Source organism: Aeromonas sp. R4-1 (genome assembly GCF_040908325.1).
Classification (GTDB): domain Bacteria; phylum Pseudomonadota; class Gammaproteobacteria; order Enterobacterales; family Aeromonadaceae; genus Aeromonas; species Aeromonas veronii.
Map to the genome: position 1 here is coordinate 1 of NZ_JBFODM010000083.1, position 25,512 is coordinate 25,512.

Genomic DNA, 25,512 nt, shown 5'->3' on the forward strand with positions numbered 1-25,512 from the left:
GTACAGAGCATCTTCCATCGCGCCATCGCTCAGGTTGTACCAATGCTGCATGCAGTGAATGCGCAGCATGGTTTCCAGCGGATAAGGTCGCCGGCCATTACCAGCCTTGGGATAAAACGGCTCGATGACTTCCACCATGTTTTGCCATGGCAGAATCTGCTCCATGCGGGACAAGAAAATCTCTTTTCTGGTCTGACGGCGCTTACTGCTGAATTCACTGTCGGCGAAGGTGAGCTGATGACTCATGATGAACCCTTTTTCATGGCTCCAGATGACAAACATGATCTCATATCAGGGACTTGTTCGCACCTTCCCATGATTGACAGCAAGTGACGCCGCTTTGGCCCTTTCCTCACGGCTTAGGTAGATATAGCTTCCTGTAGAACCCAGTGCGCCAATCGAGTCAACATTGGCTAGAGCTAATCGCTCTATCAGGTGGATATAGGCCCTTTCATCGATGCCGTGATGGTTGACGGGCGTCAGGGGAAAAGCACTTAGTCCTGAAAACATCTCTTGTGTTCCCTAGCCATGAAATTAATCAAAATTCAACCTTCTCTTTGGCAGAAGAAGGTTGAGATATAGAGAAACGCGATAAATAAACTTATTTATTCTTTATCTTCAACGTATGTAAATACAATTTGCGCTTCTGGCATCATTTTCTTGAGACCAGAAATAAGGTCATCACTAGCAGCCTGTAGGGCCTCACGCGGCATTTCTGGCAGACTTTCTAAAATGAACCACATCTTTTTTGCATGCTCATCCAGTCGAGTTCTTACACCTTGACGCCAATTCCATCTACGGCAGGTTACTCCTGCTTCATCTCTCCAAATGACTTCCCCTTTCTCTGGTGGTTCATTTGCTGGCTGGCCTGATTTGACTGTATCAAATGCTTCTGTACCTTCAGCAATTGTTAGGTGTGGTATCCCAACATATGCTTCGTAGTTTTCACCACCGACAGGAATTGCATATTTAATGCTGATGGCATTATAGAGATCAACGATAGGATCTGCACTTGTGATCCCACCATCCTTTAGGACTCTATTACGTAAAGCCTCGGCAGAGCATGGCGTTCTCTTCGGTTTTGCACCAAACGTCTTAAATACCTCTCCCCATGCAGCAAGGTGTGCTTCGGCCCAAGTAGGATTATCCTCATGCACACACTTATATGAGTCTAAAAGTGCCTGAGTCGCTACATCAGAATCAATTATTTCTGACGCCAAGACCGTAATACTTATAGCGCGAAATCCAGGGGCAATCTCAAATATCTTTGGACTAATCAAAGGTGCAACTGGCATGCAATGCCTCCATCTATCATATCTTCATCAATCCTCTCATATTATTCTCATCCTAGCATTACTAAAATCAATAAGATTTGAGTAAATCACTTCCAATTCATTGATTTTTTCTGTAATGAAATTTTGAATGCTCAATCTATTATCTACAGGATTGCAGAGAGGTTTACGTTTTTGAATAGTCAGTATATTGCATAAACTTATCCATAAGCTCAAATTATTAAAACTAAGCCATCATTAGCTAAACTGATTGCGCTTGGTGGTCAATTGGATAGCATGGACTGAAACGTGTATGGATACGGTATTCACCTGACAGTTGCCCACCAAAGGGAGTCGTCATACGACTTCACACCGGATAATAAAACCATACCCTTACCGTGTTATCTGGAATCAGCGCATGACCACCAATAAGAAAGTTGTGCGTCAGCTACAGCTCGCTGAGCACCAACGTCGATTGCTCTCCTTGGCGGCAACACGTCCCTTATGTGCCCGCAGGGTCAATGGTGCAGCCGGTATTCTTTCCAGCAGCAGTCCATGATCGCGTATGACGCGATATACCCGTTTGGCGTTTACCAGAGGCTGTCGTGTTGCCTCTGACTGACGCCGTAACAGCGCCCAGACTCGACGATAGCCATAGGAGTGAAGCTCAGCCATCGCCTCCATGATCCGGCCAAGTAAGGCAGCATCATCATGCAGGCGATGATGACGACCATCTTGCCAACCTGGTTTTCGATGAACACGAACGGATAGCTGAGCACGCGATACATTAAGGGCTTGGCTCACACCACTTAATCGTCGTCCCCCGGCAACAAGGGCGCATGCGCAATCCATTTTTTGCTCGGCCATACTCCACGGCTTCTTTGAGGATCTCGTTCTCCATGGTCTTCTTCCCGAGCAGACGCTGGAGCACTCGGACCTGCTTGATGGCAGCAGCCAACTCGGAGGCAGGAACAACATCCTCACCGGCGGTGATCGCCGTGAGCGACCATTCTTGGAATTGTTTGCGCCATTTGAAAAGCTGGTTGGCGTTGACGTCGTGCAAGCGAGCGACATGAGAGACGGTCATCCCAGGCTCAAAGGTCTGCTGCACGATAGCGATTTTCTCTTGCGGAGTCCGGCGTCGACGGCGCTCTGCCCCTGTTAATACTTCGACCATCTTCTCGTTGTGACTAGTACTGCACATAGTTTCAAGACTACCTCTTAAGTTAAGAGGGGCGAAGTGTCTGGATCTTTAAGGGGCCAATCTAGTAACCAAGACCTCAGTTTGAGGCTGGTCTCAGGTGATAAGTAGATCTGTACAGTCTGTAAACCCCCATTCATACAGTCGGTGTTCAGCATTTCCTATGTATACTTTCCGACCACTCATACTCAATTAAACACAAAAAACAAGAGAGATGTACAGAATTGAACAATAAAATGCATACAACTAATAACTCATCTTATATTAAGACAGTACTTCATACAGTCCTATTTATTATTATAATGTCCATGATTGGCATGACTTCAGGTTGAACTTATTATTATATTTCAACCAGACACAACAATGAATCAATAGTAGTTACCGTAAATATAGCCATGTCTATTAATGTCAGGGGTAAATGACTTATACACTGCATAATGGAAAGTCAAAAGTTATAACAACCCAATCTTGTTAAAAAGCCACATCGACTCTCACCTGATTAAATACATTATAAAACAATTCAATGTAGAGGTTAAATTGTTTATTAAGAACAGTTTAAAAGAAAATAGAGATAAGCTTCAGCATGCTTTTAGCTCATATATATATGACATTTCAGCAATTGCACTACTTCTATTACCATTAACACTTACAAACTCATTGTGTGTTTTGCTTGGGCAGGGCTTTGCTCACGCAAATTATGCTACTATATCAGATCTACTAATTCAACTTTCACACACTTTAATTAATTTTTATCCTCTTGCACTGTGTGTGTTAACTAGTTACTATTTATCTCACAAAACATCTATAAATAGTGGTGCTTTTATTGTATACGCAATAATACTATTCTATAGTTTATCTCATGCAAACAACTTATACTCCCCTGTTTTTCACCTCCCAAATAACACTATATTGGCTTTAGTAAGCCCGATTTTAACCTTAATCTACTGCAAGAAGGTTACATTACGAGATCTTGTTCCACATTCACTCGATTTCCCCTTAGCCATCTCTTTGCATGTTGCTCGGTTTTCTTGTTTTGCAATTCTAGTACTTGGTCTATCTACACTTAGTAAGTATATATTTAATTTATCTGTTGAGAACTTCGGCGAATATAGACTTAATCCATTAACTTGGTCAGGCGGACTTCTATATCAGACCATATTAGGCTTGTTAGGTTCAATTGGTATTAATGGGCATAACTTCCTACTTCCAATAAAACAAATGCTTTATCAAGCTACAGAACATAACCTTGCTGATGCACATGCTGGAATAGTGCCTGTAAATATTGTTAGCCAAGGGTTCTACGATGCATTCCTCTCCATGGGGGGGTCTGGCAACAGCATTTGTTTACTATTCTGCATTCTATTATTTTCACAGAACCGTAATCATACAATGCTAGCTCTGGCAGCTTTGCCAATGGTTGTATTTAATATAAATGAAGTCTTATTGTTTGGGCTACCTATAATTTTCAACCCACTACTCATAATACCATTTATTTTTGTACCATTAATTAGTTTTGGCATTGCTTATTTTGCTATATCTATTGGCCTTGTAAACCCAATAATTACAACTATAGATTGGATGACACCACCATTGTTGAGTGGGTATATAGCGATGGGTAATAGTATCGATGGTTCGCTATTGCAATTATTTATAATAACAATTGGCATATATATATATAAACCATTTTATATTTCGTTTGCAGGCACGGGTATAAATGAACGGAATGATGGCTGTGATATCAAACGGATCACTCTTGGTCATCTGCTAGCAGAGATTAGGTCCTCCGCACGTAACAATCAAGAGCGAGCAAAAGCACAAATACGAGTTGAAGGTATGGTAAAAAAAGGAAAATTCTTAATGTACTACCAATGCCAAGAGTCCAGCTCAAACTCACCGTTAAGTGTAGAGGCTCTCATTCGTTATCTTGATGAGTCAGGAGAACTCTGTGGTCCGAGTTTTATATCTGATTTTCAACAATTAGATGCTATGCCAATGCTCGATTATATTGTTATTGACCTAGTATTAGCTGACATGCAGAAAATGCCATTAAATAGATTAGAACGTGTCGCGCTTAACATTTCCGCTTCCACATTTAGCCAACGTAATTTTGTTTGCTACTTAACATCTCGTATAGAATTTTTTGAGGTTGACCCGAATAAAATTGAGATTGAGATTACTGAAGAAACTTTACTTGATAACACGGTAGAATTATCTAATACCATTAAGAAGTTACAGTCGCTTGGGATTAATGTTGCCATGGATGATTTTGGGGCTGGATTCGCGTCTTTCCCACACTTAATGAAATACCCATTTGATAAAGTAAAGCTTGACCGTTCATTATTGAAAGATTGCTCTACATATAAAGGTCAGCAGTTATATAAACTACTAGTTCAGATAGGGAATCTGGCCAAATGCCAAGTGCTCGCAGAAGGAGTAGAAACCGAATGGGAGAAAGACTTTGTTATTTCTTGCGGAGTTAAAAGAATTCAGGGATATCAAATTTCCCGCCCAGAACCACTAGCAAAATTTTTGGATAGAATATAATGCCGCTATTTTTTTAAAAAATAACTTTTGTCTTTTTAAGATAAAAACATATCAAACACGTAGAAATAGTGGCGCACCTTATTCCAAGAATAATGGTATACAAAGCGCAGGAAATTTTATCGCTATCGTTAGCGGAATATCATTTATCTTTGTTCATCTAATTGAACGTAGGAGGGGTAAACAAAGTGAGAGCATCTCAATCTAGATTAAATTATTTATTCTTCAAAGCGTTGTCACTTATAATACTGCTAACTTTAATGCTGACTACTTACATGGCTATAGTTAATTACAAGCATGTTGTTAGATTGCACTTGGTTAATTACAATCACCTGTTAACCGTTCTTGAAAAATCGTATTTAAAAAAGATTTTCAATACCAACAAGATTCAACTGGAAGTTCTGTCTGCACATTTAGATCTAGATGCTTTAAGAAGTGGAGAATCTGCTATTAATCAATACTGGCCAATTGTACATCGTATTAAAATGCCAAATCAGCACGCTATCCATTATTACGATCTAAATTCAAATACAATTGAAAGTTATCCACTACAAACAACTATAGGTTACTTTAAGCCTCAGCATCGACCATGGGCTGACCTCCTTAATAAGAGTACTGATGAACCATCTTGGGTTGGTATATATGAAAAAGTAGATAACAGCTCAGTATTGATTTTTGGAAAGAAAGTTATTGATTCCACTGGTACAACAGTTGGTTTATTATTAGTTGATGCCCCTTTAGAATCACTACATCAAACTCTTAGTTATTCCCTCGGAGAGCTTAATGCATCTTTATATTTAGAACATAAACCATCACAAAACTTAATTTCAATTGTAAACCCTAACTTGCTAGATGCAAATACAAATTTATCACCAAAAAATTATTTTTCTTTGGCAAAGACTTGGAATGGCTATTTAATTTTACATGAATTACCCGGGTCAGAATGGCAATTGGGGCTATATTTACCACCTAGTCATTTTACAGACATACTAAAATCAGAAATGAGTAAAGTACTTTTCCCAACAACTGCTATTGCGCTGTTGGCTGGGTTTGGAATCATGCTATTAATTCGTATATTCAAACATGAACAAACATTGATATCAGATAGAATTCAGCAGATTGACAACAATGAAATTGAAAGAGTATCGAATGATAAAAAACTTTACTCTTGGTTTGTTGGAAAAAATCTAGATGAGATAGAGGCTCTTGAGAAAAAGTATCATATTCATCAAAAAGAACTTCGATTAGATCCTCTTACAGGTGTGTTCAATCGTAGAGCATTCAACCAAGACCTAGAAGCGATTGATATGTCTTCATCAGATTATACACTCATACTTATAGATCTTGATGACTTTAAAAAAATAAACGACAACTATGGCCATCAACTTGGTGATCTAGTTTTATGCAGAGTAGTTGATACTTTAGTATCAGTTCTTGGTCTAGAAAATGTGTACAGAATTGGAGGTGATGAGTTTGCAGCAATCCTAATGGTTGATTCAGAGATAGTTCCTAAACTTTTAGATCGGCTTCAGAAGCAGGTATGTAAACTAAAATGGCGAGAAAAAAACTGTACCGTTACGCTTAGTATTGGTGTAACGAAAGGCCAACGTAATTACATAGAGGCAATATCACTTGCTGATGCAGCCCTATATCGTAGCAAGGAAAAAGGCCGTAATTGTTGGAGTTACTAATATAATCCCCCGGAAAACTGGGGGACATATAATAAAATATATCTCGTATCTTGAGATGCTGGAGGTTGTACACTAGAAAATCACGCTTTAGCGATTCTCGAGCCATAACCATCGTCAAAGGTGAGTCAGCTCACCAACCTAGGCTAGGGAGGGTGAGAACAAGTACCCTCCACAACAAAACTGAAAATTTTAGTCGATTTAATTCAAATGCTTACAAAGGCGTATTTTTGTACTTGGTGACTTATTCGCACCTTCCCTAATAAAAAATGCTTGATAGATAAATGGAAAACATGCACCACAGTCAGTGGTGCAACCTATAAGACATAGTTGACCTGTACAGAACTATCATTCTGTCCTTGCTCCACGAGAATGAGATGATGGGCCATTGTTTACATTTTAGGTTTAAGGAATGAGCCATATCTATATGTTTAAAAACAGTCACTCTCTACGGCACAAATCAGTAACCCACTGCTGCACCTGAATATTTCTCTCGATTTTGATATAAATCTGCTCACGACATTTATATTTGGCTCATCAAACTAACTATTTCAGCATTATTGAACCAAATATACTGCCGCTTTTAGCAGCAGTACCATTTTTCAAGCCAACGTCCACAGAGAGCCGCCCATCAATACAGTTTCTCCATGCGCTGAATACAGCGACAACTGGCGCTTTCCTGGCTGCGGGTAAATACGACTGGACAAGGTCGCATCCCCATCGTTAACAAATACCTCCACAGACGAGAGATCCAGGAAAACACGAAGTGTCAGATGAGCCCCATCAGGCAGAGCAATGCTGCGATAACCATCCAGTCCCTCATCCGGGTAATAACGCCAGAGTACCAACCGTCCAGCTTGGTTATCTACATAGAGCCGGAGCCCTTCCCCCAAACGGATTCCATAGTGTTCTGCTTGACTGTCGCCGGTATGCCAAGTCAGTTCAAGCTCTACAGCATTCGCATCTTCAGTGAGCAAATGTGTACCGCTAAGCTTCTCAAATAGTAGCGGCTGGCGGGCTTTACGAAGAGACTGAACTTCTTTGACAGGACGCTGGCACAAACGCCCATTGCGTTCATAAAGCTCTCTCGGTAGTGTCAAACAGCCCGCCCACGCTTCGCGCTTGGTAGGCATTGGGGACTCCCACATGTTCATCCAAGCCATTATGATTCGTCTGCCGTCATCAGCGACAAAAGATTGCGGAGCATAAAAATCATGCCCGTGGTCAAGTTCTTCGAATTCACCGGTTACGGCAAATGCAGTTCCAGGTTGCCAGTGACCAGGCAACACACCACTCTGAAAACGGTTGCGAAATCGGAATTTTTCCTCTTTCATCCCCTGTGGAGAGAACATTAGCCAGTGGTGGTCGCCACAGTGGAAGAAGTCCGGGCATTCCCACATATAGCTTGACCCAGAGGCCGAGTGCGCTAGTACCCGTTCCAGATGCCAGTCCCGCAGTGACGTACCGCGATATAGAAGTACCTGACCGGTATCAGAAGCATCTCGTGCGCCAATAACCATCCACCAAAATCCATTCTCCCGCCAGACCTTCGGATCACGAAAATGCATGATTCCTTCCGGTGGGGTCAGCACACATCCCTGTTTTTCAAAATTAATTCCGTCACGACTAGTAGCTAAACACTGCACCTCACGGATAAGACTGTCATCCCCTCGCTCTTCCAGACAGACATGGCCAGTGTAGACCAGCGACAACTCTCCATTATCGTCCACAGCACAACCAGAGAAACACCCATCTCTGTCATATTCTTCACTTGGAGCCAGTGCAATCTGTTCGTGTTGCCAGTGCAGCATATCTTTACTGGTGGCATGTCCCCAGTGCATAGATCCTTGATGCTCGCTTGCAGGGTGGTGCTGATAAAACGCATGATAGCGTCCACCAAAATATATAAGCCCGTTCGGGTCATTCATCCACCCGGCTGGAGGAGCCAAATGAAATGATGGATACCAAGTAACACCGCGATGACTAAGGAGTGAATCAAGTGCAGAGTGTGCAGTCGCAATACGTTGTTTCATACGCGGACCTCCTTAAGTTCTATTGTAGGTTCTGTTGAAGAAGTTACCGATTTGCGGGAATTACTCAGGGTGAATATAGATATGACGGTAACAGCCAAGACGATTCCACCCAGTACCAGATAGGTGCTCTGGAATCCAATACTGTCATACAGGTGACCTGCAAAGATTGAGAGGAATATCGCTGCCAATTGTTTTGAGAATTGAAAGCCGATCAGATAAATAGATGCTGATAGCCGGATATCAAAAACACCTGAGATATACTTGAACGCGCCGACCAATAGGAATGGCACTTCTAGAGCATGTAGCATTTTCAGGATAACTACTTCAGTTGCTGTAGTAGCAAAGGCCGACCCAGTGATGCGGATAGCCATAATCAGTCCAGCAACAATCAACGTGTTTTTAGCACCGATGCGGTTAATCACCCAAGGAGAACAGAACATAATGATGGCATTGCAAATCTCGCCAGCCGTAGTGGCAAAACCAAATGCTCTAATCCCCTCCTCTGGTGTATCAAAAAAGGATCGGAAGAATGTAGCAAACTGCTGGTCAAAAACGTCATAAACGCAGGCAACTCCAATCATGTAGAGCATAAACATCCACATCTGACGCATACGAAATAAACTAAATACCATTTTTCCGGAAATCACGGGGGAGTTCGCGCCCAACGCATTCATGACCATCGCCGTCTGACTGGTTCCTGGACGCGCCAACGCCAATAAAAGAACCAGCAATAACGCGCAGCCTGAACCCATCCAGAACACCAGGGATGGATCAATGTTGAAGAGTAGTCCTGCCGTGGTGGCACAGAGAGCCCATCCTAGACAACCGAACATCCTAGCCTTACCGTATTCAAACCCGCTGCTGCGGCTGACACGTTCAATATACGCCTCAATGGCACCGGCCCCAGCTGAAAAAACAAAGCCGATATATAATCCACCACTCAGAGCTCCAGCCCAGATGCTAAACCGCAAGAGCGGAGCAAACACGTACAGAAAGAAAGGGGCGAACAGTACCAGAAGCAGGCTAATGAGCCACATCAGATGTTTTTTTAGGCCAAGACGATCTGAGATAATCCCCAGCAGAGGCTGGAAACTAATTGCAAACAATGACAAGCATGAAAAAACAATTCCGGTATCTGTTTTACTTAATCCAACAACGTCAGACAACCAAACAGGTAGAAATGGAAAACAGGTTGCCATAATGAAAAAGTAGAGAAAAAAGAACAGGCCGAAAATCCAGAAATCCTTTTTCTTATGAGTACTAGGCGCATTCATTATTTTTATCCTCTCGGGATAGAATAGAAAGGGCCGAGACCGGCCCAGGTCTTATTATGCCAAACGCTCAAGAGCTATTAGCATGGCGCTTTCCGGATCCAGTATGGGAAGCTGAATACCAGCCAGTGCTAGCCATTCTCCGCAGACCTCGGTGTTCTGGCACATCCATTCTGGCAACCTACGCATGGTATGCCCCCCCTCACCAACCAGTTGAAGATCGGGATGATCAACAACGTGGAGGCGATAACGGGCCTGCGCTTCCAACCCCGGGATACGCAGGGTTCCCGGTAAGGTGTTATCAGGCATCGCGAGCTGACTCACGAGAAAAAGCGCCTGCGTTTGATCTGAGCTCACGACGCCTTGAACCTGAGTTGCAACGTCTGGCATATCAACCCGCCACAACGTGCCGGTGTGAATAAGCTGACGCCATTTTTTGTAGAGCGCAGCATATCGACAGTAACCAGCAGATTCGTCTTCACTTGCTGTCACCGGGTCCAGCTCTAGGCCCATATGCCCAAAAAGAGCCGTCAAGCCGCGAAAAGCAATGCTGTGTTGCCGGAAGGTGGCATGGCAACGATGGCTACCAATGTGTGCTCCCATAACCTCCGGAGGGAAGAAGTAACTCATCCCACGCTGTATGGTGCATCTCTCTAAGGCATCATTGTTATCAGAAGCCCAAAAACGATGTGTGCGAGCAAGCACCTCAAAGTCGATACGCCCGCCACCAGAAGCACAGGATTCAAACTCAACTCGAGGGAAACGTTTTCTCAAAAGCTCCAATAGCCGGTAAAACTGTCTGGTCTGTGAGTCCACCGCTGCACGACCTTCATGCCCCGCTTGGACAAGTTCACGGTTCATGTCCCACTTCACATAGTCAACAGGGTGTTCGCCCAGTAGCCATAAAAAACGTTCATAAATGTATGTAAAAGCTTCGGGAATATTCAGGTTGAGAACGTACTGGTGTCTTCCGGTTGGTTGTGTATAGCCCGGCATTGATAGCACCCAATCGGGATGCAGGCGAAAGAGGTCAGAGTCTGGATTGATCATTTCGGGTTCTAGCCAAATTCCAAACTCCATGCCAAGAGATTTCACATGATTAATCACTGGCATTAGCCCATCTGGATATTTCTGTTCATCTAGATACCAGTCACCTAGGGCTGCATGATCATCATTGCGCCCTTTGAACCAGCCATCGTCGATAATGAATCGCTCGACACCAAGTGCTGCTGCGCGCTCAGCCATCTGCGCGATGTAGTCAGGGTTGTGGTCAAAATAAATACCTTCCCAAGTGTTGAGGTGCACCAGACGAGGTTTCTGATCAGGGAAGTGAATGATTTCATCACGCAAAAAACGGTGATATTGCTGGCTCATGCCGTTGAGACCATCAGGGGAATGGCAGGCGTACAACCAAGGGGTATACAGGGTTTCATCCTGCTTAAGTGCTTTCTCTCCAGGCATCCATAAGGCTTCCGCCTGAAGGTAACGTCGCCCGTCAGTTTTGACCTCACATTTCATGCGATGGTTTCCGCTCCAGCCCAGATGTGCAGCCCACACCTCACCTTGCTGTTCAGAAAAGCCAGGAGTACCTGCAATCAGCGCTGGAAAATGCTCATGGGACGTTCTGCCCCGGCGGTTTTCTAAGACAAAACCATCATGTGTTAGTCGGACCCGGTGCGGTTGAAACTCGCGTGTCCAGCGTCCATGAAAGGCCATCACTTCTCCCGCTCGCTCAGCCACAGGTAAAGTGATCGCGAAACGATTAACCTGCCAATCCCCTTCACGGAGGTTCGTTAGGGCATGCCGCATTTTCAGTACGCCTGAAGATGTCAGTATCAACTCACTCACCATCCGTAGGCCCGCCACCGAATCCTCACTCGTCAGAGTGAGTACTTCTCCGATCTGCTCGACTCTGACGGTTCTGAACACTGGCGATGCATCGAGACCATTTCGGTGTCCCTCCAGCCCTGGAGAGCCAAAAAGTCCTAGTCCGTTCTCAGCCATTAAGGTCAACGGCGTGTCTATATCTAGACGACCATTCGCAACCGGTCTTTCGAGGCTAATACAGTCATCTGGATTAAAGTGTTGCAGAGCGGATCCCCACCAAACTATCTCGGCATAAGGGTGAGTTTTAATAATCAGGTTTGAGTGGGGGCTGCTCAGCCTGCGGTACGTCGGTTCCATAAGACATCTCCGTTTTCGAGTATGTCCTACTGTTGATCCGAAACGTTTCGGCCATCAACCAAAACGTTTCGGATGTGTGATCTGGTTAAAACTAAGACGAAGGGGGAAGGGCTGTTTTACCCGGATTAAAATCCGGCTGCCAGAGCACTTGCAGCGTTTCCGGAGAAACATCTGTGATGAGTTTACGTATCATGTCAGCAACCTGACGGCCGACACGCTCTCTTGTTGACTGAAGAACGGCTGCCACATCCAATTCTATGATACTGTCCTGTGGCAAACCGTCGTAGACAACTAGAGAGACTGCATGCTCTCCATATAGATGGTCAGAAAGCAACAGCGATATGGCTGCACCGTCACCACTCAAGTCGCTATCGGTAATAATGGCGGTAGGGGGAAGTGGAAGTGACATTAGCTCGTTCACAGCTTGGTAACCAGCGCGTCGTGTAGGGGTAATTAAACGTAGCCAAGTCTCAGGCAAGCTATGTAGACTTAGGGCATCTCGCCAACCTTGGCGTCGAGCCATGACATAGGCCCGGGAACTATCCTCACTAAGTAATGCAATTCGCTGATGCCCAAGTGCAATGAGATGCTGCGTGGCATGCCACGTGCCCGCATGGTTATCAAAGTCAAACCAAGCACAGGGAAGACCGGACAACACTTTTCCGAGAGCCAGAAACGGTATGCCAGCCTCAAGAAGGTGTATCAGGCGCGGATCGTTGTCCAACGTGTGAGCCACAATCAGAGCATCAACCCGGCGGCTTTTGACCAAACGCATATAGCTGTGACTGTCAGCCCCCTCATCATCAGCTATCAGCAGTAAGTCGATATCATGCTTGGCCAGTTCACGGCTTATACAACTGACCATATCCATGAACACACTGCTGTTAAATGGTACGGCATGTTCAGGAAACACAAAGCCAACCGCATCAATTTTCCCAGTTTTAAGTCGTCTTGCTTGGGTGTTTGGACGGTAACCCCGACGTTGTGCCTCCATCTCCACACGCATACGGGTCTCTGCCGAGACATCAGAAAACCCACCAAGCGCTCGGCTGACAGTGGTGACAGAAATTCCGAGTTCGGCAGCAATAGCCTTAAGTGACATATCTTCTCCTGCTGTTAACTAATCGCTCTTGGCTGTGTTCTCAGATGTTCGTTCTTGTCACGCCATAGTTTCCGTGGGTAGTGAAGACAGAAAGCTAGCTTGGTAAAGGCTGGAAAAACTCTCACCTATAATTCATATCTAATTGAAAATCCGAGAAACTTCATTAGCAATTCGAGATACCACTCTACCATATTGCACCGATGTTAGCGGAGTTTACCGGTATCAGTGGAGGTATCCCTGAATCGCCCCCAGTACTTTAAAAACCTCACAGCCTTGAATGAGGCAACTATTGGTGATGTATGATCTGCCAGCCTTATCCGGAAACAATCAGAATCGAAGCGATTAAACAAGTCATAGAGTACGTGTGGTCGGTGACTACCGTTGCACGATAAACCGGGGTATCCAACCACAGCCTGCATGCATGCATGGATCAAGCAGTAGGCTGTCCCTGCTGAATAACTGCACGAAGAGTAAGTCTTTACAAGCCGAGATCCGATGCCATAAACCAGTCACCGCAGAGGTAACTGTTTTACGGAATTGGTCAAGCAATCCTGGCCTATCAATAGTGTTCCCAGCCAGTTGTCAATCAGCGCTGTGAGTTGTGGAATGAGCCGAATGAGGGCTATTATCGGTTCATACCGTGAGCCGAATAAGGTGTCAATTCGGCTCATTTGTGGCATTGCACTGCTTGCCCGCGACGCAGAATTAACGAGATTATCGATGACAGTAGACTGGATCTGGCAACATGAGGACTGGCCACATTTTTGCTGGCAAGAGAGGCTATTACTTCCACGACTACGTCTGGCACACCGCAATCTGGGACTACTCCAGGGCCTTCATTTGTCAGCTCACAGCACAACACTGGCGCATCAGACACATGCCCTAGATACGCTGCTGGCCAATATCGTCGCGTCCTCGGCCATCGAGAATCAGCAACTGAACGCGCAGTCGTTACGTGCATCTCTGGCATGTCGCCTCGGGATAGTGGAGCAGTCACCCTACCCTACCTCAGTTAGATCCGAGGGACTGGCCGCGATGATTGTGGATGCAATTAGCAGTGATGAGCAATTGACGCTTGAACGCATGCTGCAATGGCATCGCTGGCTTTTTCCCGCAGATGACCGGAGATCGCATCAGATACGTGTTGGCCAGCTGCGTGGTGATGAGCCGATGCAGGTGATATCCGGAGCACGAGATCGACTCATCGTGCATTTCGAGGCCCCACCACGAGAGGGGCTAGAGCAGGAATTGGCCACTTTCATCGACTGGTTCAATACCAGTTTCGATGATCCCTGCCTAGATCCATTACTGCGAGCCGCTATCTGTCATCTCTGGTTTGTCACGTTACATCCGTTTGATGACGGTAACGGACGGATTACCCGAGCCCTCACCGATCTTGCACTCTCTCAGGCCGACAACCAGAGCATCAGTCTGTATGCAATGCCGACTGTGATTTTTGAGCGTCGAGCTGATTACTATCGCGCTCTGGAGCAGGCTCAGAGAGGAGGCTTGGATGTCACAGCGTGGCTGGTTTGGTTTTTGGACACACTCAACATCACGCTGGAACAGGCCCAACAATCATGCACCCATGCGCTTGCTCGAAACCGCTTCTGGCTGCTACACGCTAGTGACCAATTGTGCCCTGAACAGGTGATGATACTGAACCATTTGCTCGACGGTTACACACAGGACGGCCTACCGTACATTAGTGCCAGCCAGTATCAAAAAATTGCTCAGGTGAGCAAATCTACAGCCACGCGCCACCTTACTGATCTACTTGAAAAAAAATGCCTAGAAAAAGAACCTGGAGGAGGCGGTAGAAATACCCGTTATAGGCTCAAATTGACACATGACAGATCAGGCAACTCAAAATGAGGTGTGGGTGATTACCACCGTCAGATCTTATTGATTCTCTATATTTTATGATTTTTGGATAAAAACTCAGGACGGCGAGACTCTGTGGTAATTGGACTGAATAACGGCCTACCGTTCAGCTTTTTCTGAATTTTGACGCGCCCCAGGTGGCGGAATCTCGAAGTCGGGTATTACCGCCTACGTGACTTAAGGAACCTTCACCACGAGTTTTTGAGGCCTCATTCTACCCCCAGAGTGACGTTTTCGACCCCAAGTATAGAGTCAAACATGAGCATCAACGATTATCGCCATCTGTAGGCGTTGTTGATCAAATCCGTCGCTGGATGGCCGTTCCCCAACCCGTTGATACCACTCAATTCACTGGCTGGCGAACAGGCATACCAAGCCCTATCAGCTTGTTCATCACCTTCACGCCAGCCAGGATTTCGCCCACCTGGGCGTTGTAGTTCCGCAGGCTCAGCGTTGGCCCGATGAGTTGCTTGAACCGGTACATGGCGGTCTCGGCTATCGAGCGCTGGTGATAGCCGGAGTCTTTCTTCCATTGCTTCAGTTCACCGGCCTTGAGCGCCGTCACCGCCTCGTTGCGGGGATGGTCTTCCTCCCACGGTGCCGCATTTTTTCTCGGCGGTATGGTGGCTTTCGCCCCCTTCTTCTTCAGTAGCGCATGACAGACCTTGGTGTCATACGCACCATGCTGATCTTGTGCTTGGACTTGCCCATCTGATGCTCTCGGAGACTGCGCTACAGGATCAGATCACCGAGATGACAGATAGTTCCCCGATTTGAGCAACAAGGCCCCATCTGTATCGTCGACACGAATGAACAGAAGGCTCGAGGCCTTACTTCTTTTGCTTCACCGTCAAAATCAATTCGCTGCCTGTGCCGTCCTCAGAACCTGTCAGGAAAAGGACGGTTCGCGTGTCAGCATTGATGAAGCTGACTCCATAGGAGCCGCAATTATCATCATAGATACAGGAGAAGAACGGTTTTTTTGGGTCAAATGACTCAGCGACGTTCTCGACGCGACCGAGGCGCTGTGCAATCTGATCTTTCAGAGTGGCGTAATCCGCTTTGGCCTGACTGACCGTGGCAAGATCGTTGGATCTGTAGACCTTGGCGGTAAACGTAATGTCAAACAGGCCTCCCTGAAAGAAGGAGTAGCTGTAAGGGGTGCTGGCTTGTTCGCCCAAAAAACCCCACTCTGTTTTCTTTGGTGTGCCATTAAACATTTTGCTCTGGCCCCCAAGCTGGATTGCACTTGGCTTGAAAGCATTATTCTTCTGAGACACGTTGTTGATACTGTCACCCCATGCAAAGGCAGTAAAGCCGTTATCAGAAGCCAGTGCGGCAGGAGATGTCGAGATGGAAGATAATGTAAGCAGAGCAAGAACGGATAATTGTTTCATCGGGTGGCCTGTGAGGATGGGGCCGCTTTGCGACCGGAAGGACGATGATGCCGCACTATCTCACTATTGTAAAAGGCGCTCAAGCAGTGCCATAAAACTAAAGCCTCGGTCAGCCACTACCCTGCCCAATCAGGCAAGGTCTTCTTGAGCTTGGTCAGTATCAAATTCTGTCTGTCCAATTAAACGACAATTGCAGTGCGCTTTGCTACCACGTAGGGGACCCAGTCATCAAACAGGTTACTGACGTTGGGCTTGGTATTGGTGAGCTGACGTTCGACCTGTTTGACGGCGTGTTTTCGTTCTGTCTCTTTATATAGGGTGCTTGATGTTAGGAACATTTGGGAGAAAAAATGGAAAAAATGGCGACACGATATCTAACCATTAACTCGAGAGTGATTAGATGCAGAATATACCCGAAAGAGAGAGGGCGATTTAACTTCAGGCTATGTGGTAATAGACACAAGGGGCTGTAAACAAGCTGCGGTATTTACAGCCCCACATACGTTGAGAATGCTATTTCCATCGAATTTGAAGTTTACACTTTTGATATGGGTGTTTTAAGCACCTACACAAAGCAATTTAAATTTTAGAATTACCAGTGATTTTTTGAAACGAGCAAGACCAACCTTTAATTGTTCAGCATTGAAACTAAACTCACATCAATCACGGCTTTGCTTTCAACAGCACATCAACAGCCATTTTAAAATTCTTTAAAATAGTAGAGTCATTCACATTTTCAGACCCCATCTCTGCAAGAAACTCCTCAGCAGATTGGTAGTCATTACCTGGTCTATAGTAACTGGGCATGTTACTTTGGGCCCAATCAGAAAGTACCTGGTCATAAGTAACAGCCCTATCATTCTCATCATCGCCCAATGATGCCACGATATCATCATAATACATCTTAATAGATACATTATCTAATGCACTTGCTACAGGTTCTGCAATGTCATTATCTAAAATTACAAATGCAGGGAAGTCATAGAGTTCATGAATATGGTTATAGTTTTTGAGCACAACATGCTTATCAAGGGGGCGGATAATTTTATTCAGGTTAAATCTACCCCTCAAAAGTTCAAGAGCTTCATTATGAGTCTCGATATCAATCGCACAAATATCATCGTTTACTTTTCTCATTACAATACTACCTTACATGTTAACATGGAATATTTCGCCACTTGTGTTTATCTATTGGTAGTTGAAGCTCCGCGAATAGCGGGGAGCTTATTACCAAAAATGACTTTTAGGTTAAAGTGCACACATTCATCATTTGTAGATGTGAATGTATAGCATGCACCTTGTTGCAGTTAATTTAGGTTGATTTCATATAAATGGCAATAGCAAACAACAAAAAATATCGAAAATATTTTATTCTGAAATTTCAATTGTTTTTTTGCTCTCTTTTTATTGTCAATAATGAGGGGTTTCTAACGATGGAAATCAAAAAAAACACTCATAGAAAAATTTTTTCTCGTGAAAAAAACAATAGATTTCCACAGAATAACTCCACCATAAAAAGTAAAAAAAAACGGCATGAAACTCTCGCAAAAAATGATGTGGTTATGAAAAAAAATGCTTAGGTGTTTTGGAAAAAAATCGTGGCTTTTTTACGTGCGTAAACTGAGGTTTCTATGAGCCTACATGAGCAAAAAATCGATTAGTAACAGACGTAGAAGGAGTAGACGTTACCGTGTGATAGATCTGATTTTTGTGTCCAGATCTCATGCAGGAGTCGGCACAATTCATGCTCATGTTTGTTGTAGCCTGAGCACGGAGCGTGAGTTGGTAGGACAAGGCAGGTATGTGAAAGAAAAGTGCTTGACCCAGGGCATCAATCTCGGCGTTGTTTCCCAAATCAACCATCAAGCCACAACTGCCCCAGCCCCAAGTGATCGTTACACTCGGGGCTTTCTGACGGGCAGACCAAGGGTGTTCAGTTTGTTGATTGCACCAACATACGCCATCACTTCCCCTACCTGACCGTTGTATGTTCGCAGACTGATTTTGCCCGCCATCAACTGCTTGAACCGATACATCGCTGTCTCTGCCAGCGAGCGTCGGTGATACCCCGATATCTTCTTCCAGTGCGCCAGCCCTTCTTTGCGCATCACCAGCACGGCCTCATTTCTTGGGTGCCCCTTTTTCCAGAGCCCTGCATTCTTGCGAGGCGGGATACAGGCTGTCGCCCCTTTGCGCGAGATAAGCTGATGGCTGGCTTTGCTGTCGTAGGCGCCATCCGCATAAACACGTCCCAGCTTGCGCCGCAGAGGGTTGAGCAAGGTTGGCAACACCTCGGCGTCATGGACATTTTCCAACGACACTTCCGCCGCCACGATATCGTGGGCCACCGGGTCTACCGCCTGATGCAACTTGCGCCACACTCGCCGCTTCGCGGCGCCGTGTTTTCTGACCTTCCACTCGCCTTCGCCAAACACCTTCAGCCCGGTTGAATCGATAACCAGGTCGGTAATGCCTCCCTTTGGGGGCTGTCGATAAGCCACTTTCACCGTGCGTGCTCGCTTGCTGACACATAGATGGTCGCCCCGGTTTGCCAAGCCCTCAATCAATGAAAGTGAGTCAGGTTGAGATTGCAGCCATAGATCCGGATTTCACCGAGGCAACAGCCTCTATCCCTGATGGAATTCGCTGACTGGCTCCTCTATCAGCTAAACGCACTTATTAGTGCCCTGTGTCTGTCGGGTTTTGCCAGTCACGGTCTGACCTGCCTCGCCATCACGTCATGATCGCCCGTGCAATCGGTGGTACTTTCTAACGCTGGTTGTTAACTCGATACTTTGTCACGCTTGCTATGAAACACCGTTCCTGTGCTAGCTATTGCGCTCAGGCCGCTACTGCGTGATCAGCATCGTACTCGCGCTCATGGGCAAGTAATGCCCAGATGATGCGTGCATTCTTGTTGGCCAGTGCCACTACCGTTACATTATGGTTACGTCGCTCCATGACCCCCGCAAGCCAGCTTCCTGCGTACTCTGTCTTACGCTCAGCGACCCGGAGCACGGAGCGGGCCCCGTGGATCAGCAGTGTGCGTAGATAGATGTCACCGCGTTTGCTTATCCCCAACAGGGTCTGCTTGCCGCCGCTGGAATGTTGATTGGGTACCAAGCCCAGCCAGGCTGCTAGCTGGCGGCCATTTTCGAACTGCTTTGCATCGCCGATAGACGCTACCAGTGCACTGGCCGTGAGAGGACCAATACCCGGCATCTTAGCCAGCTTCTGGCTTGCCGAGTTTTCTTTGTGCCAACACCAGATCTGCTCTTCCAGTTCATTCACCTGCTTGGCGAGCTCTTTGAGGTGCTCCCCTAAACGCTCAATTAATTGACGAAACGTTCCGGGTAGGTTGTTCTCTGCATCCTCCAGGAGCTCGGGCAATCGTAGGCTAATGTGTGCAATACCTTTAGGGACAATGATGCCATGTTCAGCCAGCAGGCCCCTGGTTTGATTAGCTTGTGCCGTTCTGGCTTTGACGAACCCTTGCCTTGCGCGATGTAGCGCCAACACGGCTAACTGCTCGCCATTTTTTATTGGCACAAACCGCATATTGGGTCGGGTGACGGCTTCGCAGATAGCTTCTGCATCCGCAGCATCGTTCTTGTTGGTCTTCACATAGGGCTTAACGAACTGCGGCGCCATCAGTTTGACGGTATGCCCCATTCCTTGCAGTTTATTGGCCCAGTAATGGGCACTGCCGCATGCCTCCATGCCGATCAGGCTAGGAGGAAGATTGGTAAAGAATGAGAGCATCTGATCCCGCTTCAACTGTCGCTTGAGGACCGTCTTGCCATGTTGATCAACGCCATGTAATTGGAAGAGATGTTTTGCCAGATCAATGCCGATAGTCGTAGCCTTCATGGTGGTCGCCTCTCTCATCAGTGGGAACTTACATTCGCCACTTTGGCACTCAGATGCCGTTTTGGGGAGGGGCGACCATCAGGGTGAGAGCGTGAACATCCTGTTAAATTTCAGAGAGTTTTTGCAGGCCAGCTGCGAGCACAGTGTCCAGATAGTCACTGCTCATCGCCGCTATTTTCTGCTTGCGTCTGATGCTCGCTTTGCGTGATGTTTCCGCCCTTAGCATGTTCACGGCCATGTGTCGGATACAGGCCAGATTCTCCGCCGCGTCTTCGCGATAGATGGGGCACGCATCTTCTCCCATCGTCACATCCAACACCCAGTGAAGCTCGTTTTCGATGGCCCAATGACCGCGCACGGCACGGGCAAACTCATCTCGGTCAAGCACCTTTGAGCTGATGAAATAACGTTGTTCTATAGCTATTTTTTGATTTTTTTCAATACGATAAGAGATGGCTACACCCAGGCTCTGCAACCCGTCCCAATCGGCAAACTGGGCCGCCAGTTCCCCGGCCGGGATGACGTGATATTCACGACCGTCAACGCGCCCATGAGCCTGTTCTACCGCCGCCGTCTGCGCTGACAGCGGGGTGGCCATGGCCGGAGCGAGCGCCTGTTTCACGGCCTCAAGCAGCTTGGGCTGATTCCCCTTGACGGCCAACAGATAATCCCCACCCTGCTGCCGGATAGACGTGGCAATGGCAGTCTGGCAGCCCATGGCATCGATGGAAACCAGGCATTGACGAATGTCGAGCAGTGCCAACAATTCGGGAATGGCGGTGATTTCGTTGGATTTTTCAGCGGTTTTCACCTGACCGAGCACCAGTTTGTTGGCGGCGGCGTAGGCGCTGACCATGTGGATAGTCGATGAACGATCTCCGGGTTGATAGGAGCGACGCAGGGTCTTGCCATCAACGGCAATCAATGCCCCATCCATCTGCTGCTGGATGGCCTGGGTCCAGCGAATGAATGCTGCCTGAAACTGCTCTGGCTGGATGCGGGAGATGATCCTGGCGATGGTGTCATGCACAGGAATACCATTTAGAAACAGTCCCTTATCTTGAAGCCATGCCAGATGGACCTCGCCAAAGTCTTCGATGTCCTCCCACCCCTGAGCGCCACCAATCACAGCGCAAACGGTCAGAAACAGGTAACCGTTCACCGGGAGGATGTTGACAACAACTCTTCCGGGAGCGGGTAGTCTGTTTTCTCTATGCAGGCACTGACCACGGCCCTCAGCCATTCCTGCGGGCAGCGACCTAACCGCTTGGCTGTCTCTATCAAAGACAAGATGCGCTGCCGAAACAGCTCTCCCCGATGTGACCAAACGCCATAGCTCCCCTTGCGCCACAGCACATACCCGCGTAGCGCCCGTTCCGCCTCATTATTGGTCAAGGCTATCTCGTCGTTTTCCAGAAAACGCCACAGCATTTCATCATCCTTGAGCAGTAGCCGACAGCGACCTCGGTAGCGCTTGCTGCACAGCAAACTGCCTCGCCCCAGCTCTTTTCGCCAGCTTTGCCGACATCGCTCAAGCCTTCGCTGATATTGTTTCTGGCTCAACACGCCTTGTTCATAGCCATGTCGAACCCTGAATACGCTATTTGCGAGAAGCACCAGTCGGGCCCCAATGGGCTGATTGACCTTTTCGCCGCTGTCGGCAATCGCTGCCACATTGCGCAGTACATGGGCCCAGCACAGCTGACGCTGGCTGCTGTCGATGAAACGGTATCCTGCGTACTGGTCTGTCACCAACACGCCATCCAATTCTGAGCCCAGCAGCCGTTTGGCCGCATCCTGACCCCGGCCAAACGCCGTCATGAAACAGACGGCCACCTTGCTCAGTGCCAGCCACATCCAGCGCCGCTCACCACCACGCTGATGCCGTGTTTCATCGGCATGGATACAGGAGGCTGATTGCACACTTGTTGTTTGATGGCCTGGTGCGTCGGGGTCAACATGGCACTGACTCGCCCTTGCGCCTCGCTGATAGCGCCGCGACTGAAGCTCAGGCCGAAGTGCTGTTTAAGCTGTTGTTGTATCTGGCTAATGCTCTGGTGAAACAGACCACTTTGCAGGGCGATGTAGCTCAGCAGGTTGGTCCCCATCTGGCTGCTGCTCACCGTCTCGGGCAACGGAGCCGGGCTGGTCTCGATGCAATGACAACAGGTGCCGCTAAAGAGCTGATGTTCGGTCACCCTGTAGCTGACCTCGGGCAGGTCAAAGACCTGATGGACGCGGTAGGGTTTGTCATGAAATACCACATTGCCCCCACAGCAGGCGCACTGTCTGGCAGGGTAATGGGGTATTACCGTCAGCCGTTCATCCGCTGGATGACGCTCACGCCGAGCGCCTTTGTGGCCCGGTTGGGCGCCGCGTTTTTTACCTGAGGCAAGGCGCGGCCGAGCAGGTGGTGGTGAGCCTGGCCCATCACTGGAAGGAGGCTTGGAGGAATTGCCGCTGTGCTGGTTGAGTCGGTCTTCTAGCTCGGCGATGCGCGCCATCAGCTTCTGAATAAGTTCATTAGCCTGCTCAAGGGTCAGCGGCGAAGCGGCCGGTGGGGTCATGGATGTGCTCATGCCCCTGATGGTGCCAAGCTGACAGGATCACGCAAGAGGCAATAGTGGATCACCGGACGATCGTCTCATTTTTTACCTGTCAACTGGTCTGGGTGAACCGTTACAGAAACAGGACATCGTAAAAGGGATAAGAGATTTTCGCGGGCTGGCGGTTATCGTGGATTTCACTGAAAAACCGGGTAAAGAGGGCATCGACTGACATCACATGGCTCCAGAAAAGAGCACATAAGATCATAGTCAGATCGTGAGGTCAAACCTGTTTACATGGTTAAAAAACATTCACGATCCCGCCCTGGGGCGACCATCCCATTAGCTATAGTCCGGCGCACACAGCGGTACGTTCATCAACTCGAACAGGGAGTCGAGTAGCCCCTGTGTTGCTCGCAGAGTGAGGCTGAAAATCCCCTTGAGCATCAGGAAGGTTGCGATGGTCTGGTCAGTGTAAAGCTGGCTGGGACCCCGCCGCCCATGATGGTCGTGGTGGAACCAGTTGTTCATGGCTTCGGTATCAACCCAGAAGGTGAGTGAACCACGGTTAATCAAAGACTTGTTGTATTGAGGCCAGTTGGTGATGGGGTGAAGCGACGAGCCCATGATGCAGATTTGAAGAGGATGGTGGTGATCAGATCACCGCCCCCTCAGTAAGTTCAATTCAAGCTGCATCGATTTGGGAAACAATGCCCATCCGAGCCACTCATCCAGAGAAGTCATGACTTGCTGGCTGATTTTGGAAACAACGCCTCCAGCTTGCTAACTAGTGCCACGATTGAGTACATTGTTTTACCTTGTCTCCTATGTGTCAGACAATAGGTATGACAATTTTATGCATTGCACAATATCGCTGTAATATCGCTTTGCACCTACAGTTATTCAATCGATAAACTTGCACTGAGACTTAAAAATGGAACATCACATTCATTTATCAAAACAAGTTGTAGCTCAATTGCTGTTGAATGGTTTTGAGGCTTTTGTTGTACAACATCAAGGACAGTTACGCAGTGGCATAGAATTGCACGCATCTGTCTTCGGTACGGTTAAAAGAGGAAAAGAGAAAACCACATATAAGGTTGAGTTTATTTCTGTGGATACTACTGCAATTATGCAAGCAGGGTCGGTTACACCTAAAGAAGATACGCAATATCTGAAAAAGCATATTGCTGAACAAATGGGTTATGAGCGAATCGGAAATTTGCATACTCACCCTTATCTAACACATGAGGGTGATATGGATTTCATGAGAACTATTGGCTGCGACTTCTCCCCAGCTGATTTAGCAATTGTAGAGGATAGCTTAAAAGAAGAAAATGAAGAGTTTCTCGTTGAGTTTTTGCTCTCCATAAAACAAAACCAACGAAAAAACCTAGTTCGAGATGGCTTTCTTGATGATACTCGCAATGTATTTGAGTTCTCTGTTGGTAATTGTAAATGCTTCCTGAGAGCTCAAGTTTTTTCTCTTGATGGTAATGGGCGTTTGGTATTGGAAACTACATACCTACGAGACAATTATCTGCAAGAGTTTGGGCACTTTTTTGCGGACTTTGGCCGTATCGAAGCAAAGGAGGGTCGTAAACGCATTCTGAAATATATTTCTTAAGCTAGGAATACAGCTCAATACACAAACAGATTTTCTTTATATGAGTAATAATTTGAAAATGCGTAACCACTGTAAATAAATGCATTCCAAAATAAAACAATAAGACACCGGTTTGAGGCCGGTGTCAGGTGATGACTATATCTGTACAGGTTAAATATAGTTACTGACTGGCCAATTTTTTGGTAAGCCAGTAACTAATATCATTTGGCAGGTACGCTATTTTAACAGCTCTTTTTGAACGCACCGATCCTGGTCCATCACGATAGTAATTTTTGGGCTTACTCGAATCCGTTTTATAGCCAAAATTCTTATTGAGGAACGACTCTAAAAACCTAATTGGAATTCCCCTTTTAGATGGAATGATAAAATAGTCTTTATTAAAGAATTTTTTTACTGCAATGAGTTCATGACCAAACTTAAATTTTCCACTCTCAATCCACGCTAGGAATTTACCCGTCATTCCGCACCTAATTTTGGCTTTTTCAAAGCTTGACGGCGATCGGCCATTCTGATCTATTACTCTCTTTTGCAGGTAGATCATCATGGCCGCTCCCGCTATCTCTATCCGTAACCTCGATCACCTTGGTTTGGTCGCCGCACTCTGCCAAGAACTGGGCATTGCCCGCATGATCGATGCCGTGCTCCCCAAAACGCCCCCTTTCAAGGTCTCACATGGTCAAGCGCTGGTCGCCATGATAGTGAACGGCCTGGGCTTTCACAGCAGCACCCTGCACATGTTCCCGCAATTCTTCGCTAACAAGCCGGTTGAGCGCCTGATCGGCCCCGGGATCTGTGCTGATGACCTCAATGATGATGTGCTCGGGCGCTGTCTCGATGCCCTCTTCGACGCCGATGTCAGCACCTTGTATCAGGTGATGGCGGCGCAAGTCGTCGAGC

At 46.8% G+C, this 25,512-nt stretch carries 16 protein-coding genes and 7 pseudogenes; 5 read left to right on the forward strand and 18 right to left on the reverse strand.

All coding sequences use genetic code 11. The annotated features are described in order from the left end of the window. From AB5Y90_RS15295 to AB5Y90_RS15310, 4 genes and pseudogenes are all read right to left on the reverse strand, one after another. Window positions 1–246: IS5/IS1182 family transposase (locus AB5Y90_RS15295; RefSeq protein WP_032288177.1), on the reverse strand; the 246-nt coding region annotated here is incomplete at its 3' end. A gap of 45 nt (window positions 247–291) precedes the next feature. After that, complete coding sequence (locus AB5Y90_RS15300; RefSeq protein WP_235634715.1) at window positions 292–510, reverse strand: dihydrodipicolinate synthase family protein; 219 nt, start codon at window positions 508–510, stop codon at window positions 292–294. A gap of 95 nt (window positions 511–605) precedes the next feature. Beyond that, the gene (locus AB5Y90_RS15305; protein ID WP_100652441.1) at window positions 606–1,295 is read right to left on the reverse strand and encodes a B3/4 domain-containing protein; all 690 of its coding nucleotides are present in this window, start codon (window positions 1,293–1,295) and stop codon (window positions 606–608) included. A gap of 435 nt (window positions 1,296–1,730) precedes the next feature. Then, window positions 1,731–2,448, reverse strand: a pseudogene (locus AB5Y90_RS15310) (transposase); the annotation flags it as partial. Window positions 2,449–3,009: 561 nt separating this feature from the next. Here AB5Y90_RS15310 and AB5Y90_RS15315 point away from each other — a divergent pair. Beyond that, window positions 3,010–5,016, forward strand: a complete 2,007-nt coding sequence (locus AB5Y90_RS15315; protein WP_257123567.1) for an EAL domain-containing protein — start codon at window positions 3,010–3,012, stop codon at window positions 5,014–5,016. 272 nt (window positions 5,017–5,288) lie between these two features. Then, window positions 5,289–6,704, forward strand: a complete 1,416-nt coding sequence (locus AB5Y90_RS15320; protein ID WP_186301952.1) for a GGDEF domain-containing protein — start codon at window positions 5,289–5,291, stop codon at window positions 6,702–6,704. Between the two features lie 599 nt (window positions 6,705–7,303). Here AB5Y90_RS15320 and AB5Y90_RS15325 read toward each other — a convergent pair. The 4 genes from AB5Y90_RS15325 to AB5Y90_RS15340 all read right to left on the reverse strand — a co-directional run bounded on the left by AB5Y90_RS15325 (window position 7,304) and on the right by AB5Y90_RS15340 (window position 13,291). Continuing rightward, complete coding sequence (locus tag AB5Y90_RS15325) at window positions 7,304–8,734, reverse strand: glycoside hydrolase family 32 protein (protein ID WP_368167152.1); 1,431 nt, start codon at window positions 8,732–8,734, stop codon at window positions 7,304–7,306. Next, window positions 8,731–10,008, reverse strand: coding sequence for an MFS transporter (locus AB5Y90_RS15330; RefSeq protein WP_201952317.1), 1,278 nt, complete (start codon window positions 10,006–10,008; stop codon window positions 8,731–8,733). The genes AB5Y90_RS15325 and AB5Y90_RS15330 overlap by 4 nt, the downstream gene beginning before the upstream one ends. Window positions 10,009–10,062: 54 nt before the next feature. Beyond that, window positions 10,063–12,189, reverse strand: a complete 2,127-nt coding sequence (locus tag AB5Y90_RS15335) for an alpha-galactosidase (protein WP_201952320.1) — start codon at window positions 12,187–12,189, stop codon at window positions 10,063–10,065. Between the two features lie 91 nt (window positions 12,190–12,280). Then, a complete protein-coding gene (locus tag AB5Y90_RS15340; protein WP_201952323.1) occupies window positions 12,281–13,291 on the reverse strand; it encodes a substrate-binding domain-containing protein in 1,011 nt (336 codons plus the stop codon). Between the two features lie 720 nt (window positions 13,292–14,011). On the opposite strand from AB5Y90_RS15340, the gene AB5Y90_RS15345 reads away from it, so the two are divergent. After that, window positions 14,012–15,166 (forward strand): Fic family protein, encoded by a 1,155-nt coding sequence (locus AB5Y90_RS15345; RefSeq protein ID WP_368167154.1) that lies wholly within the window; start codon window positions 14,012–14,014, stop codon window positions 15,164–15,166. Window positions 15,167–15,518: 352 nt separating this feature from the next. Here AB5Y90_RS15345 and AB5Y90_RS15350 read toward each other — a convergent pair. The 9 genes and pseudogenes from AB5Y90_RS15350 to AB5Y90_RS15390 all read right to left on the reverse strand — a co-directional run. After that, window positions 15,519–15,857: pseudogene (locus AB5Y90_RS15350) on the reverse strand (transposase); the annotation flags it as partial. Window positions 15,858–16,005: 148 nt separating this feature from the next. Next, window positions 16,006–16,572 carry a hypothetical protein gene (locus AB5Y90_RS15355; protein WP_279497870.1) on the reverse strand — a complete coding sequence of 189 codons (567 nt, stop codon included), beginning with the start codon at window positions 16,570–16,572 and terminating at the stop codon, window positions 16,006–16,008. A 75-nt stretch (window positions 16,573–16,647) separates the two neighbouring features. Further along, a pseudogene (locus AB5Y90_RS15360) lies at window positions 16,648–16,874 on the reverse strand (IS4 family transposase); the annotation flags it as partial. 361 nt (window positions 16,875–17,235) lie between these two features. Then, the gene (locus AB5Y90_RS15365; protein WP_111901770.1) at window positions 17,236–17,709 is read right to left on the reverse strand and encodes a hypothetical protein; all 474 of its coding nucleotides are present in this window, start codon (window positions 17,707–17,709) and stop codon (window positions 17,236–17,238) included. Window positions 17,710–18,467: 758 nt separating this feature from the next. Continuing rightward, a pseudogene (locus tag AB5Y90_RS15370) lies at window positions 18,468–19,112 on the reverse strand (IS5 family transposase); the annotation flags it as partial. A 301-nt stretch (window positions 19,113–19,413) separates the two neighbouring features. Further along, window positions 19,414–20,442, reverse strand: a complete 1,029-nt coding sequence (locus AB5Y90_RS15375) for an IS110 family transposase (protein ID WP_368167156.1) — start codon at window positions 20,440–20,442, stop codon at window positions 19,414–19,416. A 103-nt stretch (window positions 20,443–20,545) separates the two neighbouring features. Continuing rightward, window positions 20,546–21,592: pseudogene (locus AB5Y90_RS15380) on the reverse strand (ISAs1 family transposase); the annotation flags it as partial. Window positions 21,593–21,600: 8 nt separating this feature from the next. After that, window positions 21,601–23,021: pseudogene (locus AB5Y90_RS15385) on the reverse strand (IS66-like element ISUnCu16 family transposase). 312 nt (window positions 23,022–23,333) lie between these two features. After that, window positions 23,334–23,615: pseudogene (locus tag AB5Y90_RS15390) on the reverse strand (transposase); the annotation flags it as partial. Between the two features lie 307 nt (window positions 23,616–23,922). Here AB5Y90_RS15390 and AB5Y90_RS15395 point away from each other — a divergent pair. Continuing rightward, window positions 23,923–24,615 carry a hypothetical protein gene (locus AB5Y90_RS15395; protein WP_040096543.1) on the forward strand — a complete coding sequence of 231 codons (693 nt, stop codon included), beginning with the start codon at window positions 23,923–23,925 and terminating at the stop codon, window positions 24,613–24,615. A 160-nt stretch (window positions 24,616–24,775) separates the two neighbouring features. On the opposite strand, the gene AB5Y90_RS15400 is transcribed toward AB5Y90_RS15395, so the two are convergent. Beyond that, window positions 24,776–25,159 carry a hypothetical protein gene (locus AB5Y90_RS15400; protein WP_368167158.1) on the reverse strand — a complete coding sequence of 128 codons (384 nt, stop codon included), beginning with the start codon at window positions 25,157–25,159 and terminating at the stop codon, window positions 24,776–24,778. On the opposite strand from AB5Y90_RS15400, the gene AB5Y90_RS15405 reads away from it, so the two are divergent. Then, window positions 25,158–25,512: DUF4277 domain-containing protein (locus AB5Y90_RS15405; RefSeq protein WP_368166452.1), on the forward strand; the 355-nt coding region annotated here is incomplete at its 3' end. The two genes, AB5Y90_RS15400 and AB5Y90_RS15405, sit on opposite strands and share 2 nt — an antisense overlap.

Coding starts and splice junctions, on each gene's coding strand:
- AB5Y90_RS15300 (WP_235634715.1), bottom strand. CDS start 510: ATGTTTTCAGGACTAAGTGCTTTTCCCCTGACGCCCGTCAACCATCAC.
- AB5Y90_RS15305 (WP_100652441.1), bottom strand. CDS start 1,295: ATGCCAGTTGCACCTTTGATTAGTCCAAAGATATTTGAGATTGCCCCT.
- AB5Y90_RS15320 (WP_186301952.1), top strand. CDS start 5,289: ATGGCTATAGTTAATTACAAGCATGTTGTTAGATTGCACTTGGTTAAT.
- AB5Y90_RS15325 (WP_368167152.1), bottom strand. CDS start 8,734: ATGAAACAACGTATTGCGACTGCACACTCTGCACTTGATTCACTCCTT.
- AB5Y90_RS15330 (WP_201952317.1), bottom strand. CDS start 10,008: ATGAATGCGCCTAGTACTCATAAGAAAAAGGATTTCTGGATTTTCGGC.
- AB5Y90_RS15335 (WP_201952320.1), bottom strand. CDS start 12,189: ATGGAACCGACGTACCGCAGGCTGAGCAGCCCCCACTCAAACCTGATT.
- AB5Y90_RS15340 (WP_201952323.1), bottom strand. CDS start 13,291: ATGTCACTTAAGGCTATTGCTGCCGAACTCGGAATTTCTGTCACCACT.
- AB5Y90_RS15345 (WP_368167154.1), top strand. CDS start 14,012: ATGACAGTAGACTGGATCTGGCAACATGAGGACTGGCCACATTTTTGC.
- AB5Y90_RS15355 (WP_279497870.1), bottom strand. CDS start 16,572: ATGAAACAATTATCCGTTCTTGCTCTGCTTACATTATCTTCCATCTCG.
- AB5Y90_RS15365 (WP_111901770.1), bottom strand. CDS start 17,709: ATGAGAAAAGTAAACGATGATATTTGTGCGATTGATATCGAGACTCAT.
- AB5Y90_RS15375 (WP_368167156.1), bottom strand. CDS start 20,442: ATGAAGGCTACGACTATCGGCATTGATCTGGCAAAACATCTCTTCCAA.
- AB5Y90_RS15395 (WP_040096543.1), top strand. CDS start 23,923: ATGGAACATCACATTCATTTATCAAAACAAGTTGTAGCTCAATTGCTG.
- AB5Y90_RS15400 (WP_368167158.1), bottom strand. CDS start 25,159: ATGATGATCTACCTGCAAAAGAGAGTAATAGATCAGAATGGCCGATCG.